Below are 15,765 nucleotides of genomic sequence, written 5' to 3' on the forward strand. Positions count from 1 at the left end.
CCCTGGCCCCAAACAAAACGGCCCGCCAAGGCGGGCCGTTTCAGGCGGAGCATGCGCAGAACGCTTACTTCTTGCCCTTGCCCTTGGCGGCCTTCTTGTCGTCGGCAGGAGCTGTCACCGGAGCGGCCACCACTTCTTCCACCGGCTCCACCACGGTCGCAATGGTCAGGTTCTTGCGGCCATGCATCACCAGCTTGATGCCCTTGGGCAGCTTGATGTCGCCGGTGTGCACGGTGCCACCCTTGACGACTTCGCCCAGGTCGACCGTGATGTGCTCAGGCAACTGGGTGGCCAGGCATTCGATTTCGATTTCGGTCATCACGTGGTTGATCACGCACTTGTCGGTCTTGACCGCAGGCGAATTCTCTTCGTTGATGAAGTGCAGCGGCACCTTCTTGTGCAGACGCGTCTTGTCGTCCACGCGCTGGAAGTCCACGTGCAGCACTTGCGGCTTGTAGGGGTGGTACTGCACATCGCGCAGCAGCACTTTCTGCACCTTGCCAGCCAGGTCCATGTCGAGGATGGACGAGTGGAACGCTTCCTTCTTGAGAGCGTGCCACAGGGCGTTGTGATCGAGTTCGATCGTGGTGGCGGGCGTTTCACCACCAAAAACGATACCGGGCGCGCGACCGGTGTTGCGCAGACGGCGGCTCGCACCCGTACCCTGCTTGGCGCGCTCAAAAGCGACGAATTGCATGACTTTCTCCAGTTGAGGGGTTCCGCGACCAGAACGCCTCTGTTTCAAAAGAGCCGCCTCCACCATGGAAGCCGCCCACTTTTTGCTGCCTTCAGGCCCTCAGAAGAGGTTGTCCTGGTCGGCAAACAAACTCATGACCGACTCACCGGAGGCAATGCGCGCGATGGTTTCGGCCATCAGCGGTGCCACGGAAAGCTGGCGAATCTTGGAGCAGGCCTGAGCGGCCTGCGACAGGGGGATGGTGTTGGTCACCACGACTTCATCGAGTGCGTTGCCCTTGGCAATGCGCTCGATGGCTGGTCCCGAAAAGATGGGGTGGGTGCAATAGGCGTACACGTTCTTGGCGCCGCGCTCCTTGAGCACCTCGGCAGCTTTCACCAGCGTGCCAGCGGTGTCGATCATGTCGTCCATGATCACGCAGTTGCGCCCGTCAATGTCGCCGATCACATGCATCACTTCCGACACGTTCGCCTTGGGGCGGCGCTTGTCGATGATGGCCATGTCGCAGTTGAGCTGTTTGGCCAGCGCGCGGGCACGCACCACGCCACCCACGTCGGGCGACACGACCAGCAGGTCGGGGTAGTTCTTCTGGCGCAGATCGCCCAGCAGCACCGGCGATGCGTAGATGTTGTCCACCGGAATGTCGAAGAAGCCCTGGATCTGGTCAGCGTGCAGGTCCATGGTCAGCACACGGTTCACACCGACAGCCGTGAGCATGTTGGCCACCACCTTGGCCGAGATCGGCACGCGACCCGAACGCGGACGGCGGTCCTGTCTGGCGTAGCCAAAATAAGGAATGACGGCAGAGATGCTCACGGCCGAAGCGCGCTTGAGCGCGTCGACCATGATGATGAGCTCCATCAGGTTCTCGTTGGTCGGCGAGCAGGTCGACTGGATCACGAACACGTGGCGTGCGCGCACGTTCTGTGTGATCTCAACCGTGACCTCACCGTCGGAGAAGCGACCGACGTTCGCGGCGCCGAGCTGCGTACCCAAATGTTGAGCGATCTCGGAAGCCAGCACCGGGTTGGCGTTGCCGGTGAAGATCATGAAATCCGGGGGTTGAACTTGCATGGTGTTCCCAGCTGTCTGAACGACGGCCCTTGTAGGGCGCCATCAAAAAAGGCCATCCGGTGATGGCCGTTCCGGTGCGGATGGTGGTTGAACGGGTGGCAGGGGAGGAAGGACTCGAACCCTCGCATGCTGGAATCAAAATCCAGTGCCTTTACCAACTTGGCGACTCCCCTACGCAGGTCGGTTGTTCAACGTGATGTCATACAACCAAACCAAAAACTGTCGCAGGTTGCGCAACCACTGCCTGGGCTGTGCGCCGCCGATTCTAATCGGTGCACCAGTCGAGCAATGGATGTGCATCCATGTTGCCGCATTGTCGAACTGTCCAGGCGCCGGAAGCGCCTGTCAGCTGCGTAGCCTGCGGCAGTGCTGCAAACACCGCTGTTCCCGAACCGGTCATGCGCCCTTGCAGTCCGTGGCTTTGAAGCCACTCGATGCAGTTCCCGACTTCGGGACAAAGCGCTTGCGCCACGGGTTGGAGATCGTTATGACCGAGCTTCAGAACTTTCTGGAGGTCGATCAACGCACGCCCTTGCGAGTCGTTTGCAGCAAAGCCTCGGATTGTAGCAGTTTTTGTGTCGCGTTTGAGCTCTGGCGAGCTGAAGATGTGTGCCGTGGAGGCGCCCGTGGGCGGCTTCACCACCACGAAGCGTGCTGGGGGGATGTCCACCGGCGTGAGCCGTTCGCCCACACCCTCCACCCACGCATGGCGCCCTCCAATGAAAAACGGGACGTCTGCGCCCAGTTGCAGACCGATGGCCGCCAGTCTGGCTCGGCTCAAGCCGAGCCCCCAAAGACGATTCAGGGCGAGCAAGGTGGAGGCGGCGTCTGAAGAACCCCCTCCCATTCCCGCCTCGGCTGGCAAGTTCTTTTCCAGGCCGATGTGCGCGCCCAAGGTGCAACCAGTGGCGAGTTTGAGGGCATTCGCGGCACGCACCGTGAGGTCGTTCGCGGGCAACGCTGTGCCCGTGAGGTCCTCACGGCTGATGACGCCGTCCGCACGGCATTCAAAGTGCAGGTGGTCGCACCAGTCCACCAGCATGAACACCGACTGCAGCAGGTGGTAGCCGTCGTCTCGGCGACCATTGATGTGCAGGAAGAGGTTGAGCTTGGCTGGCGCAGGCACATCCAGCAGCCTCCGCAAACGCGCAGTCGGCGTCATGGTGCAAAGACAACGCGCAGTTCTGCGGCGGGCAGGGGGGTCGAGCGGCGGGCCGTGATGCGTCCCTCGCTCTGACGCGACAGGTCGGCCTGCCAGCCTGGCACGTCCATGGATTCACCGCGCAACCAGCCGAACAGGGCCGCCACCGGGACCGCCGTACCGCTGAGCTCGGCGGTGAGCTCATCCAGACTGCCTCGTCGCGTTACCTGTCCGCCCTGCCGCAGCTCGGCGCTGTCGGCAGTCCAGCTCACGGTGGCCAAGGTGTTTCCCAGCGGTGATGTCAGCTGCAATTCGCCCGCGACAGGCGCTCCTCGGAGATCGAAGCCGGCAGAGAAAGACTGCGGCGGCGCGCTCTGCACTTGCAGTGCCAGACGACCACTCCAGCTTGCTTCGCCGGGCAGCATTGACTTGGGCGGTGCAGCACAGGCCCCCAACATCAGCGCGGCTGCAAAAAGGCTGTATCGGGCCGGGCCGGGCACGCAGGCGCTCATGGCTTGACTTGCAGGCGTTTCAGTGTGCCCAGCAGCGTTTCATTGTCGGCAGCGAGCAAAAGACCTTCTCGCCAGATTTTCAGGGCTTGATCGCGCTGGCCCTGCACCCAGAGAACCTCGCCGAGATGAGCGGCAATTTCCGGGTCAGGGCGCTTGCTGTAAGCCGCCTGCAGGATGGCGAGCGCTCGCGCGTTGTTGCCCATGCGGAACTCGACCCACCCCAGACTGTCCTGGATGTAGGCATCGGCAGGCGCGAGCGATACGGCTTTCTCGATCAACTGTTTGGCTTCGGGCAGTCGCAGGTTGCGCTCTGCGAGCGAATAGCCGAGGGCGTTGTAGGCGTGGTGGTAGTCGGGTTTGGCTGCAATGAGCTTGCGCAGCAGGCGCTCCATATCGGCAAGGCGACCCGCTTTCTCAGCCATCATGGCCTGTTCGTACAGCAGGTCCGTGTCGTCCGGGAAGCGATTGGCGGCTTCGTTGTAGACCTCATAGGCTTGCGCGTACGCCTTGAAATCGCGCAGCAGCTGCGCTTCTGCCACCAGCTTCAGGCGCACGTCTTCTGGTCGCCGCTCGGGCTGGCCGCGCAGCAGGGCGCGGGCCTGGGGCAACTGGCCCTGCCGGGCCAGCAGCGACGCGCGCCGCATCTGTGCGGCCATGATGTCATCGGCATTCTCAATCCGGTCGAGCCAGGCGTTGGCAGCGGGGAAGTCCTTTTGTTTCTCGGCGATCTGCGCCATTAGCAAATACGCTTGGGTGAGCCCTCGGGCAGCGCGCTCATCGCCCGCTTGCCGCGCGAGCGTCATGTATTTCTGCAGGGAGGCGGTGGCGGCTGGCAGCGCGTTTTCCTGCGTTTGCAGCGATCCCAGCAGCAGCCAGGGCTCGGCCTGCGAAGGCTGCCGCGTGGTCAGGGTCTCGAGTTGTGCGCGCGCTTCGCGATTGCGTTGGAGGTCGATCAGGATGCGGGCATACGCCAGCGCAACGGCGGAGTCGGCCGCGGTGCTGGTGCTGGCCGCCTGCAGCTGCTGGCGCACCAGCGTCTCTGCATCGGCCTGTCCCTGCTCCATCAGTTCCAGCGCCAGCAGCGCCGGGTACGGAGAGGCTGGATCGACCGCATGCCCTTCGCGTGCGGCGGTCAAAGCGAGCTGCTCCTGCCCTTGGGCGAGCTCCATTCGCCCGATGGTGGTCCATGCCGCAGCCGCGTGGAAGGGTTGCTTCAGTGAGGGCGCCAGGGCTTCGCGCACCACCGTGGCAGCAAGCGATTTGTCGGCAACGCGCGAGTAGGTTTGTGGAATGGCGTTGATCGTGTCGTTGCGATCGATGACCGGGCTCGCCTGGACGAGGGTTTGAAGCACGGGCGCGGTTTCGGCGACGCGGTTCAGCGCGAGCAGGATTTGCAACACAAAGCGGTTCGCTTCCGAGCTGCCAGGAATCTCTTGAGCCCAGGCGCGCGCTGCGGTGAGCGCGGCATCGCCGGAGCGTGCCTGTAGCGCGAGCTCAACCGCACGGCGGTACAGCGCGGGGTCCTTTTGCTTGCGTGCGGCATCGAGAATCAGTGAGTAGCCCGTGCCTGGCTCGCCCGCCATCACGTTGAGTTCGCCGAGGAGCAACTGGTAGAACAGCGGCGCATTCAGGCCGGAGTTGAGGGCAGTTTCTGTGCCTGGCGTGCCCTTGCTTTCCGCAGCGATTGGCGCGACTGTCTGCGCTCCCACGCCAAAAGCCGAGCTCAAGAGAACCACTGTCGCGGTGCGGTGCAAGATATTCATCGGGTCATGATAATGGCTGGGGTTTTCGGACGACGCTGTGTGACTCCAAGACCGCACCGGCGTTCCGGCTCCTTCAGAAAAAACCGCCGTCATGCCTGAATTGCCCGAAGTTGAAGTCACGCGCCGCAGTTTTGCGGACCGCATTGCCGGCGCGCGCATTCTTGCGCTTTCCATGGGAAAGCCATTGCGCTGGCCGCTTGGCTGTGAACCCCTGTCGCTGGCTGGCCGCGTGGTCCACTCGGTGGCCAGACGCGGCAAGTACCTGCTCGTTCATCTGGACGAGGGGGTGTTGCTCGTGCATCTGGGCATGTCCGGCAGTTTGCAGTTTGCGCCCAGCTTGCCTGAGCGCGGCGTGCACGACCACTTCGAGTTGTCGACAACACAGGGCGTGCTGCGCCTGCACGACCCCCGGCGCTTTGGCGCGGTGGTCTATGCCCCTTCGCTGGATGACGTGCGCGCCGTGAAATTGCTGGGCGGCTTGGGTGTGGAGCCGCTCGAGCTGGGGTTCGATCCGCTGGCTTTCCACAGGGCGCTACGCTTGCGGCGCGCACCGATCAAGCAGGTGTTGCTGGCCGGGGACATCGTGGTCGGGGTGGGGAACATCTACGCGTCCGAGGCCCTCTTCATGGCGGGTATCCACCCTGCGTTGCGCGCGGACAAACTCAGCAAACCCCGCGCACAACGGTTGCACGCGGCGATCGTCTCGGTGCTGCAGCGGGCGGTGGCCTTGGGCGGCAGCACGCTGCGGGACTTCTCGAGTGCTGAAGGTCAAAGCGGGTATTTCCAGCTGGACGCGATGGTGTACGGCCGCGAAGGCCAGCTGTGCAGGGCCTGCGGCACGGCGATCCAGTCGATCCGGCAAGGTCAGCGATCCACTTTTTTCTGTCGCTCCTGTCAGAAAAAATGATGCGCTTCAAGCGCGTTTCTGCTCCTGCAAGGCCGGCTGTCGGTCTCTCGGACCGGTCGGGTTTCGGCCCTATGCCGATGCTATATTGATTGATTGTCAACGAGCCAAGGCCCATGAGCTTCAATCAGGAATTCGATCAGCACGGTGTGTGGCGCAAGCAGTTTGCCTTGCGTTTGAAACTGCTGTCTGAATGGTTGACTGACCACGACCTGATGGAGTCCGGGGTGCGCGAGCGCCTCGATCAATTGCACTCGCAGGTCAAGAACGACAAGATCATGGTGGCTTTCGTGGCGGAGTTCTCCCGCGGCAAGTCCGAGCTGATCAACGCCATGTTTTTCGCCGGCTACGGCCGGCGGATCATGCCGGCCAGCGCGGGGCGCACCACGATGTGCCCCACCGAGTTGGGTTATGACGCAGAAGTGCAGCCATGCCTTCGTCTGTTGCCCATCGAAACGCGTCTGCAGCCGCAGTCCTTGCTCGACTGGCGCAATGCACTGGACAAGTGGGAGCGCGTCGATCTGGACGTGAATGACCCCAAGCAGCTGGCTCGTGCCATCCAGAAGGTGGCCGAAGTCCGGCGCGTCACTCAGGCCGAAGCCGCTGCACTCGGCTTCTGGCACGAGGAAGTGCCGGAGGACAACCCGCTGCCCGGGCCGGATGGTCTTATCGAGGTGCCGAAATGGCGCCATGCGTTGATCAACATGGCGCACCCGCTGCTCAAGCAGGGCCTGGTGATCCTCGACACGCCGGGGCTCAATGCGATCGGCGCCGAGCCCGAGCTGACGGTCAGTCTTTTGCCGCAGGCCCATGCGGTGGTGTTCATCCTGGCGGCAGACACAGGGGTCACGAAATCCGACCTGACCATCTGGCGTCAGCACCTTGCCGTACTGGGCGAAGGCCGGGAGTCGCGGCTGGTGGTGCTCAACAAGATCGACACCATGTGGGACGCATTGAGCTCGCCCGAGCAGGTGCAGCTGCAGATCGCTTCGCAGCGCACCGACTCGGCCGAGATTCTTGGATTGGCGCCTCAGCAGGTGCTGGCCGTTTCGGCGCAGAAGGGCTTGCTGGCCAAAGTGCACCGCGACAAGCAATTGCTGGCCGCGAGCAACCTGATGGAGCTCGAGACGGCGTTGGGTGTTGATCTGCTGGGTCAGCGCCGCAAGATTCTGGGCGCTGCGGTGGCCAATGGCATCCAGTCGTTGCGCACCGAGACAGGGCGCATGGTGCACACGCGCGCGCGGGATCTGGTCGAGCAGATTCAGGAGCTCGAAGGGCTGCGCGGCAAGAATACCGGCGTCATCAAGCAGATGCGTTTGCGCATCGAGCAAGAACAGGCCGATTTCGACGCCAGCGGCGCGAAGATCCAGGCAGTGCGCTCTGTGCACCTGCGCCTGCTCAAGGATTTGTTCGCCATGCTGAGCGCGTCTCACCTCAAGTCGGAGGTGGCCACGCTGGGCAAGGCCTTGAAACAACCGGGCATCAAGCTCGGTGTGCGCCGCGCGTATGACCACACGTTCGATCGTCTGCGCGCTGATCTCGTCAAGGCCGACCGCATGGCCGGGGACATCCAGTCCATGCTCGAAGGCAGTTTCAAGAATCTCAACGCGGAGTACGGCTTCTCGTTGCAGGCGCCCACACCACCGCGGCTGGGGCAGTACGTGAAAGACCTCGACCTCATCGAGAAAAGCCACCTGCAGTACCTTAGCCTGGGCAATGCATTGCGTTTGGCGCAGCCGGAGTTTGCCGAGCGCCTGGCGCGCGCACTCATGAGCCGCTTGCGCGTGGTGTACGACACGGCGGTGAACGAGGTCGAGCTCTGGAACAAGTCTGCCGCAGCGCAACTGGACGCCCAGCTGCGCGAGCGCCGGCGCAATTTCAGCCGACGCATTGAGGCGGTGTCCCGCATTCAGCAAGCCGCTGGAGGCCTGGACGAGCGCATCCGTGAACTCCAGGCGCACCAGGCCGAGCTCAACCTGCTCGACGCCAAACTGGCTGAATTGACCGACCACCTGCTGGCCGCCCCCGAGGCCGAACAACCCGACGAAGCCCTGGCGGCATGAGCGCGGCGATGTCGTCGCCGCAGGCCGGCGGCCGGGTGTTGCCCGTCACATTCGCCCCGTTGCTGATTGCATGGCAGCGCCATTCCGGCCGCAGCGGCCTGCCCTGGCAGCACACGCGCGACCCTTATCGTGTGTGGCTGTCGGAGGTGATGCTGCAGCAAACGCAGGTGAGCACCGTTCTGTCGTACTACCCCCGTTTTCTGCTTCGCTTTCCCACGGTAGGTGCGTTGGCCGAGGGCTCCGCTGACGAGGTGATGGCGCTGTGGAGCGGGTTGGGTTACTACAGCCGTGCGCGCAATCTCCATCGGTGTGCGCAGGTGGTGATGAGCGAGCATGGCGGCGTCTTTCCTGCAACAGCAGAGCAGCTGGAAACACTGCCAGGCATTGGAGCGTCGACGGCGGCTGCGATTGCAGCCTTTTGCCACGGCGAACGTGTCTCCATTCTTGACGGCAATGTGCGGCGGGTTTTGTCCCGCCTGCTGGCGTTTGAAGGTGATCTTGCGCAGGCGCAGCCGCAACGCGAGCTCTGGCATCTGGCGCAATCCTTGTTGCCGGATGCACCCTCTGGCGATGACATGACCGCGTACACCCAGGGCCTGATGGATCTGGGCGCGACGGTCTGCCTGCGCTCCAAGCCGCTGTGTGCGCGATGCCCTGTGCAGGCTGTGTGTCAGGCCCACGCGTCTGATCAGGTGCAACGCTTCCCGGTCAAGAGCCGACGGCTGCAGCGGCGCTTTGAGAGCTGGTGGCTGTTGTTGATCTGTCGCACGACGAGCGACGGATCAAGGCAATTCTGGTTGGAGCGCCGGCCGGACCGCGGCATATGGGCCGGGCTCTACGCGCCGCCCGTTTTCTCTGACGAGGAAGCGCTTCGTACGGCGCTGGTTGCGGGCGTGCAAGAGGGGCTTGTGCCGCTGGAGCCGGTGGCGCACAGCTTGACCCACCGTGAACTGAGATTGCACCCGCTGCGGCTGGATCTGACGGCCACGCAAGATGCGAATGGTTTGCCGGCGGGTCAATGGGTATCGGCAACTGCGTTGGGCGATTGGGGTTTGCCGGCGCCAGTGCGCCAGATGCTGGCCGCGCTGAGCTAGCTCAGTGCTCGGCAGCCCGGAGGGGGCCTGGCCAGCTGTCGTCCTCGCGGTGGCGCACGCGCGTGGACCAGTGGGCGCCAAATGAGCGCGCCAGTTGCTCCACCAAGTACACCGAGCGGTGTTGGCCGCCCGTGCAGCCAATGGCCACAGTGACATAGCTGCGGTGATCGCGCAGCATCTGCGGCAGCCAGTGGTTCAGAAAGCCCGTGATCTGCGCTTCCATCTGGAGCACCTCGGGCTGGCCTGCCAGGTAGTTGGCCACTGGCGCATCCAGCCCGCTCAGGGGTTTGAGCTCCGGCTCGTAATGGGGATTGGGCAGCATGCGCACGTCGAACACGAAGTCAGCGTCCATCGGAATGCCGCGTTTGAAGGCAAACGACTCGAACACCAGCGTGAGCGGTGCCTGTGTGGCGCCCAGCAAGTCCTTGATCTGACTGCGCAATCGGGTCGGCCGGATCAGGCTGGTGTCGAGCACCAGCGCCTGATCTCGGAGTTCTGCCAGGATGTCGCGCTCGTGCTCGATGGCGTCGGTCAGCGCACGATGCTGGTCGTGGGCTTGTTTGAGTGAGAGCGGGTGGAGGCGGCGGGTTTCAGAGAATCGACGCACCAGGGTTTCGGTGGTGGCATCCAGAAACACGGTCGTGAGATGCACCGGGCGGGTGGTGCGACGCTGCAGCTGCAAAAGGCGCTTGGGCAGTCCGGGCAGCGAGGCCGCACTGCGCACATCCATGGCGATGGCAACCCGGGCCGCCTGGTGACTCTGCTCCAGCTCAATGAACGCTTCCAGCAACTCGGGCGGCAGGTTGTCCACGCAATAGAAACCCACGTCTTCAAGCGCAGTGAGCGCCACCGACTTTCCAGACCCCGACATGCCGGTGATCAGCACGAGGTGGATGGGGGTGTCTTCAGGCGAGCTCATGGGCTTACGCGGCCAGCATTTCGCGCGCGTGGGCGAGCGAGATTTCAGACTGCTCGCCGCCTCCGAGCATGCGTGCGAGCTCGCGCACGCGTGCCTCGGTGGCAATGGGCGTCACGGTGCTTTGGGTCTGTTTGCCCGTGGCCAGTTTGCTCACCAGCAAGTGGTGATCGGCACACGCAGCCACTTGCGGGAGGTGGGTCACAGCGAGCACCTGGCGGTCCTTGCCCAGCTGGCGCAGCAGTTGCCCGACGGTGTGGGCCACTGCACCACCAATGCCGGAGTCCACCTCATCAAAGATCAGGGTGGGCGCGTGTCCAAGGCGGCTGGTGACCACCGAAATGGCCAGTGCAATCCGCGAGAGCTCGCCGCCGGATGCCACCTTGCCCACGGGTTTGGGCGTGGCACCTGCATGGCCCGCCACTCGAAACTCGACCTGTTCTGCGCCGTGGGCCTGGGGTTCATCCAGGGCCACCAGCGCCACCTCAAACGCGCCACCCTCCATGCCCAGTGTCTGCATGGTGGAGGTCACGGCTTTGGAGAGTTTGGGTGCTGCCTTCTGGCGTTCCTTGGTGATGGACTGAAGCGCTGCCATGAAGGCTTTCCAGTCGGCGCGCTCTGCCTTCTCAAGGGCGTTGATGTCCAGCGCCTGATCGATCACGGCCAGCTCGGTTTTCCATTGGGCGTGCACCTGCGCCAGCTCTTCGGGCGTGCGCCGATAGCGCCGCGCCAGCGAGACCCACAGCGACAGGCGCTGGTCCAGGGCTTCCAGGCTTGCAGGATCCTGTTCGGTATGGCGGCTGTACTGGTGCAGGTGATGCACCGTGTCCTGAACCTGTGCCAGTGCCGCCTCCAGCGCTTCGATGGCGCTGGCGAACTGCGGCTCGATGTGCGCTTGGTCCTGCAGTGCCGAGAGCGCACGGTGAATCAAGGCGGCGGCATTGGTGTCTGCTTCATCCAGGGCTTCTGCCGCGATCTGCGCCGCATCCAGCAAGCCTTGCGCGTTGGCCAGCCGGCTGTGCTGCGCATTGAGCTCATCCCACTCGTCAACCTGGGGGGCGAGCTTGTCGACCTCGGCAATCTGCCAGGCCAGCCTTTCGCTTTCCTGCTGCAGTGTGTGTTGCTTCTTTGTGGCGTCGTCCAGCGCTTTTCTTCGCTGCCGCCACTGTGTCCATGCACGTGCTGCGGGCCCGGTGTCGATGCCTGCGTAGGCGTCGAGCAATTCACGTACAGCGTCTGCCCGCGTCAGGCTCTGCCAGGCATGCTGGCCGTGAATGTCCACCAATCCATCGGCCAATGCCTTCAGCTGCGCGACGGTGGCGGCACTGCCATTGATCCAGGCACGGCTGCGGCCCTCCGTATCGATCGTGCGCCTCAGCAGCAGACTGTCTTCGGCCGGAAAGCCCTGTTCCTCCAGCCACGGACCGAGCGTGGCCGGGGCATCGAATTCCGCCGCGATGTCACAGCGGGTGGCGCCTTCGCGCACCACGCCGTTGTCGGCCCGCGCACCCAGCGCGAGCTGCAGTGCGTCGATCAAGATGGATTTGCCAGCACCGGTTTCTCCGGTCAGTACGCCAAAGCCAGGGCCGAGATCCAGTTCCAGTGACTGCACGATGACGAAGTCGCGCAAAACGATGCGTCTGAGGCTCATGAAAGTGCGGTGCGGCGTTGGGAGGTTGGCGGAGGCCGCTATTTTGACCGGGCTTTCAGGCCCCTTCGTTCCAGTGCAGTTTTTTGCGCAGCGTGTCGAAGTAGGTCCAGCCAGCCGGGTGGAGCAGTCGCAGCGAGTGCTCGGACCGGCGCACCACGATGCGGTCCCCATGCAGCAGGCTGGTGAGGGACTGCATGTCGAAATTGGCACTCGCATCCCGACCGGAGACGATCTCCACCGCGATTTCGCTGTGCGAAGGAATGACCACGGGGCGGTTGGAGAGCGTGTGGGGCGCAATCGGCACCATCACCCAGCCGCCAATGCCCGGGTGGAGCAGGGGGCCGCCAGCCGACAAGGCGTAGGCGGTGGAGCCGGTGGGTGAGGCAATGATCAAGCCGTCCGCACGCTGGTTCGCCACGAAATGGCCGTCGACCTCGACGCGCAGTTCGATCATGCTGGCCACGCCACCGCGGTTGACCACCACGTCGTTGAGCGCGGTGGCTTCAAACACGCATCGACCGTCTCGCCAGACGGTGGCGGCCATCAGCGCGCGGGAGTCTTCTTCAAACTCGCCGCGCAACATGGGGCGCAACTTTTCGCGGTAACTGTCGAACGGAATGTCGGTGATGAAGCCCAGACGCCCCTGGTTGATGCCGACCAGGGGTACACCGTAGCGCGCCAGCTGTCGCCCGATCCCGAGCATCGTGCCGTCGCCACCCACCACCAGAGCGAGGTCGCAAGCTTTTCCCATGGCGGGCACGTCCAGCGCAGGGTACTGTTGCAGACCGGTATTGGAGGCGGTTTCCCGCTCGAGTGACACCTCGCAGCCTTCGTCATGCAGAAAGTGCGCGATCTCTTCCACGGCATTGCGCGCGCCAGGAGCGTGGTACTTACCGACGATGACGACATGCGCGAAACGCAAGGGCCGGCTCCATCGGGCGGGGGTGGACCGGTGTTCGGGGGGCATGCTCATGCGGAAATTACAACACAGCTTCTCCGTGGTGGAATGCCATCAAACCCTTGCAGGAAGCGGTTGTGGCGGCCTCATCCGTCCTTAAAATCAAGCCATGTTGGATGACCGCGCCAAGCTGCTGCTCAAAGCCCTCGTCGAGCGATACATCGCTGATGGGCAGCCCGTGGGCTCGCGCACGCTGGCCAAGGCAGCTGGCATGGAGCTCTCTCCAGCCACCATTCGCAACGTGATGAGCGACCTGGAGGAACTCGGCTTGATCGCCAGCCCGCACACCTCGGCGGGGCGCATTCCCACCGCGCGTGGCTACCGGTTGTTTGTGGACACCATGCTCACCGTCCGGCGAGAAAGCTTGACGTCGGTCAGCGACATGAAGGCGCCAGGTCTTGAGGCGGGTCAGCCGCACCGCGTGATCAGCAACGCCGCCCAGATGTTGTCAAACCTGTCGCAGTTTGTGGGCGTCGTGATGGCGCCTCGACGTGCATCGGTGTTCCGGCATATCGAGTTTCTCAGCTTGTCCGAGCGCCGCGTCCTGGTGATCATCGTGTCGCCCGATGGGGACGTTCAAAACCGCATCATTCACACGCAAGTCAGCTTCACGCAGGCGCAACTGCTCGAGGCCGCCAACTTCCTCAACGCTCATTACTCAGGGCTCACCATGGAAGCGGTGCGCGAGCGCCTGAAGACCGAGTTGGATGCCCTGCGCGGCGAAATTGCTGATCTCATGAAGGCCGCTGTCGACATCGGTGCCGAGGCGGGTGAAGCGCAGGACGAGGTAGTGGTATCGGGCGAACGCAATCTGCTGTCGGTGAGCGAGTTTTCCAGCGACATGGGCAACTTGCGCCGCATGTTTGATTTGTTCGAACAGAAGACCCAGTTGATTCGCTTGCTGGACGTGTCTGCCCAGGCCGATGGTGTGCGCATCTACATCGGAGGTGAAAGCCAGGTGGTGCCCTACGAAGATCTGTCGGTGGTGACAGCCCCCTACGAGGTGGATGGCCAGGTGGTGGGTACGCTGGGGGTGATTGGCCCGCAGCGCATGTCGTACGAACGGATGATCCAGATCGTGGACGTGACGGCGAAGCTGGTGGGCAACGCACTGAGTCACCACAAGTGAGTTGATCGTCGGCCCCGCCCCTACAATCTCGCGTTCGGTCGGGCCGTTAGCTCAGTTGGTTAGAGCAGAGGACTCATAATCCTTTGGTCGTTGGTTCAAGTCCAACACGGCCTACCAAAAAACTTCTGCTATAATTCAAGGCTTCGCGGCTGTAGCTCAGTTGGATAGAGTACTTGGCTACGAACCAAGGGGTCGTGGGTTCAATTCCTGCCAGCCGCACCAGAATTTACGTTCTAGAACAACGGGTTAGCTCCACAAGGGCTAGCCCGTTTTTCTTTGCTGCGGGACTTTTGCGGGACTCGGAATCCCCCTCTGCAACCGATGCCCTACACCTGCTTGCTGGCTTTTCGCAACGCATGCTCTGCCTTCAGTGCCTGGAGGCTCTTGTTCCAGCCATTTGTCGGCTGCGTGATCTTCTCTAGGGCCTCATGGATCTCTCGAATCTGGGCCATTGAGTAGTGGTCCGTGACGGAGCGATTGCTGTGCCACAGGACGTCCCGCCGGGTCGACTCACTGACGCCGGCCTCACGCAGTCGCATGCCCACAGTATGGCGAAGGTCGTGGACATGCAGATCGCCCAGACCAGCCCTTGAGCGCGCTGCTTGCCACGCGCTGTTGTTCATGGCCTTAATTGGTCCCAGTGCACGGTGGCGCCAAGACATCGCAAAAACGTGGGTAGGGTGATGTCCGCGTGCTTCCTCAATCACGGCCTGAGAAATGCTGTTGCACACCACCAGCTTTGAAGTGCGGCGCCCCTTGACGTTTTCTGGCGGAGTCTCAAAAACAGAGATGTTGAGCTCCGGCACTGGGATCTCCCAAGCCCATTGGAGATTACAAACCACATCATCTCGCACGCCGCTGTGCAGGGTAAACAGCGCCATGTCGTGAAGATGCTTCGGCAACTCTTTCAGTAAAAGCACCTGCTCGTCCCAAGTGATCGGCCGTGGCAGGCGCTGATGACCTGTCAAAGGCAACATGGTGATCAGGGGGGCAGAGACCAGCCAGGGCTTGCCCGACTCGGAATCGCGCCATGTCCCCGCTGCCAGATTGAGGACTCGGCGCACCGCGCCCAAGCTCAAATTGATCGTTTTGTGTGAGATCTTTGCCTCGCGTCGAGCATCGATGAAAGGCTGCAGTGTTCCGGAGTGAACTTGCTCAAGCAGAAGGTCGCCAATGTAGGGCATCACAGCCTTCAGGTGATAGCCAGATGACTCTACTGACGCCATATGCACATTCTCTTCAATGAAGCGCCCAGCAGCTTGGTCGAAGGTGATCTGGGGGGTGGCTCCATGGACACGCGTCTGCCGTAGTGCCTCTAGTTCCCGGGTGAGCCACGCTTCTGCGTCTTCATACGATTCAAAGCTTTGGTAAAGCCGAACGCGCTCGACGAATTTATCGACGACCCAGTTGCCGTTTTGCCGTTTGTAGATGCCGGTTGATTTTTTTCCCATGGTGTTGCACTCGTTTTTTCTGGTTGCGTCTGCATGTCGTCGGCGCGAGCGAGCTCAGTGCCGGGTGCATTGAACATTTCGTATGCGATCGCCTTCACTTCTTCGCAAAGGAACAGGAGAGAAGTGCCTTTCTTTGCTGTTCTCAGGCGCGGCCTGATGTGCATGTCGAAGTAGCTTGGCTTGACGCAAAGTGCTTGAATGGCGCCCTGGCGGTTCATGCAGTACCGATGGAACTCATCGTCGAAGTCGGGCCGTGGTTTTTCTTTCATGTGTAGTTCTCTCTGATCAAGATTGCATAGGTCAGTCACTTGTCAAGAGCACGGCAGTACGCAAGCGCCTCAGTGAGGCAAAGCCGAGCCTGGGCACAGACAACTTGCCCAAGTGATGAAAAAGGAAAAAATGAGAAACCCGC

General features: G+C 62.5%; 13 protein-coding genes and 3 tRNA genes. 6 read left to right on the plus strand and 10 right to left on the minus strand.

What is annotated here, in order from left to right; all coding sequences use genetic code 11:
* Window positions 1–64 precede the first annotated feature (64 nt).
* From KXJ60_RS13805 to KXJ60_RS13830, 6 genes are all read right to left on the minus strand, one after another.
* Window positions 65–697: a 50S ribosomal protein L25/general stress protein Ctc gene (locus KXJ60_RS13805; protein WP_291128854.1), complete on the minus strand. Its 633-nt coding sequence runs from the start codon at window positions 695–697 to the stop codon at window positions 65–67.
* Window positions 698–796: 99 nt separating this feature from the next.
* Window positions 797–1,771, minus strand: a complete 975-nt coding sequence (locus KXJ60_RS13810) for a ribose-phosphate pyrophosphokinase (protein ID WP_291128857.1) — start codon at window positions 1,769–1,771, stop codon at window positions 797–799.
* A 96-nt stretch (window positions 1,772–1,867) separates the two neighbouring features.
* Window positions 1,868–1,944, minus strand: a tRNA-Gln gene (locus KXJ60_RS13815).
* 92 nt (window positions 1,945–2,036) lie between these two features.
* Window positions 2,037–2,915 (minus strand): 4-(cytidine 5'-diphospho)-2-C-methyl-D-erythritol kinase, encoded by an 879-nt coding sequence (ispE, locus tag KXJ60_RS13820; protein WP_291128997.1) that lies wholly within the window; start codon window positions 2,913–2,915, stop codon window positions 2,037–2,039.
* Between the two features lie 14 nt (window positions 2,916–2,929).
* A complete protein-coding gene (locus tag KXJ60_RS13825; RefSeq protein ID WP_291128860.1) occupies window positions 2,930–3,424 on the minus strand; it encodes a lipoprotein insertase outer membrane protein LolB in 495 nt (164 codons plus the stop codon).
* The gene (locus KXJ60_RS13830; protein ID WP_291128863.1) at window positions 3,421–5,280 is read right to left on the minus strand and encodes a tetratricopeptide repeat protein; all 1,860 of its coding nucleotides are present in this window, start codon (window positions 5,278–5,280) and stop codon (window positions 3,421–3,423) included. The genes KXJ60_RS13825 and KXJ60_RS13830 overlap by 4 nt, the downstream gene beginning before the upstream one ends.
* Between KXJ60_RS13830 and mutM the strand changes: the two genes are divergently transcribed.
* The 3 genes from mutM (at window position 5,279) to mutY (ending at window position 9,248) form a co-directional block, all read left to right on the plus strand.
* Window positions 5,279–6,094: a bifunctional DNA-formamidopyrimidine glycosylase/DNA-(apurinic or apyrimidinic site) lyase gene (gene mutM / locus KXJ60_RS13835; protein WP_291128866.1), complete on the plus strand. Its 816-nt coding sequence runs from the start codon at window positions 5,279–5,281 to the stop codon at window positions 6,092–6,094. The two genes, KXJ60_RS13830 and mutM, sit on opposite strands and share 2 nt — an antisense overlap.
* A 113-nt stretch (window positions 6,095–6,207) precedes the next feature.
* Window positions 6,208–8,154 carry a dynamin family protein gene (locus KXJ60_RS13840; RefSeq protein ID WP_291128869.1) on the plus strand — a complete coding sequence of 649 codons (1,947 nt, stop codon included), beginning with the start codon at window positions 6,208–6,210 and terminating at the stop codon, window positions 8,152–8,154.
* An 8-nt stretch (window positions 8,155–8,162) separates the two neighbouring features.
* Window positions 8,163–9,248, plus strand: coding sequence for an A/G-specific adenine glycosylase (gene mutY, locus KXJ60_RS13845; protein ID WP_291129006.1), 1,086 nt, complete (start codon window positions 8,163–8,165; stop codon window positions 9,246–9,248).
* A 1-nt stretch (window position 9,249) separates the two neighbouring features.
* On the opposite strand, the gene rapZ is transcribed toward mutY, so the two are convergent.
* From rapZ to KXJ60_RS13860, 3 genes are read right to left on the minus strand one after another with little or no spacing between them, the layout of a single operon-like run.
* Window positions 9,250–10,167, minus strand: a complete 918-nt coding sequence (gene rapZ, locus KXJ60_RS13850) for an RNase adapter RapZ (RefSeq protein WP_291128872.1) — start codon at window positions 10,165–10,167, stop codon at window positions 9,250–9,252.
* 4 nt (window positions 10,168–10,171) lie between these two features.
* On the minus strand, window positions 10,172–11,815 hold the full coding sequence (recN, locus tag KXJ60_RS13855; protein WP_291128875.1) for a DNA repair protein RecN: 1,644 nt from the start codon (window positions 11,813–11,815) through the stop codon (window positions 10,172–10,174).
* A 55-nt stretch (window positions 11,816–11,870) separates the two neighbouring features.
* Complete coding sequence (locus KXJ60_RS13860) at window positions 11,871–12,788, minus strand: NAD kinase (RefSeq protein ID WP_291128878.1); 918 nt, start codon at window positions 12,786–12,788, stop codon at window positions 11,871–11,873.
* 94 nt (window positions 12,789–12,882) lie between these two features.
* Between KXJ60_RS13860 and hrcA the strand changes: the two genes are divergently transcribed.
* The 3 genes from hrcA (at window position 12,883) to KXJ60_RS13875 (ending at window position 14,124) form a co-directional block, all read left to right on the plus strand.
* The gene (hrcA, locus tag KXJ60_RS13865; protein WP_291128881.1) at window positions 12,883–13,902 is read left to right on the plus strand and encodes a heat-inducible transcriptional repressor HrcA; all 1,020 of its coding nucleotides are present in this window, start codon (window positions 12,883–12,885) and stop codon (window positions 13,900–13,902) included.
* Window positions 13,903–13,942: 40 nt separating this feature from the next.
* Window positions 13,943–14,019, plus strand: a tRNA-Ile gene (locus KXJ60_RS13870).
* A gap of 28 nt (window positions 14,020–14,047) precedes the next feature.
* Window positions 14,048–14,124, plus strand: a tRNA-Arg gene (locus KXJ60_RS13875).
* 104 nt (window positions 14,125–14,228) lie between these two features.
* Here the strand turns inward: KXJ60_RS13875 and KXJ60_RS13880 are convergent.
* Complete coding sequence (locus tag KXJ60_RS13880; RefSeq protein WP_291128884.1) at window positions 14,229–15,353, minus strand: tyrosine-type recombinase/integrase; 1,125 nt, start codon at window positions 15,351–15,353, stop codon at window positions 14,229–14,231.
* Window positions 15,354–15,765: the final 412 nt, after the last annotated feature.

Source organism: Hydrogenophaga sp., assembly GCF_019264445.1.
In the GTDB taxonomy this organism is placed as follows: domain Bacteria; phylum Pseudomonadota; class Gammaproteobacteria; order Burkholderiales; family Burkholderiaceae_C; genus Hydrogenophaga.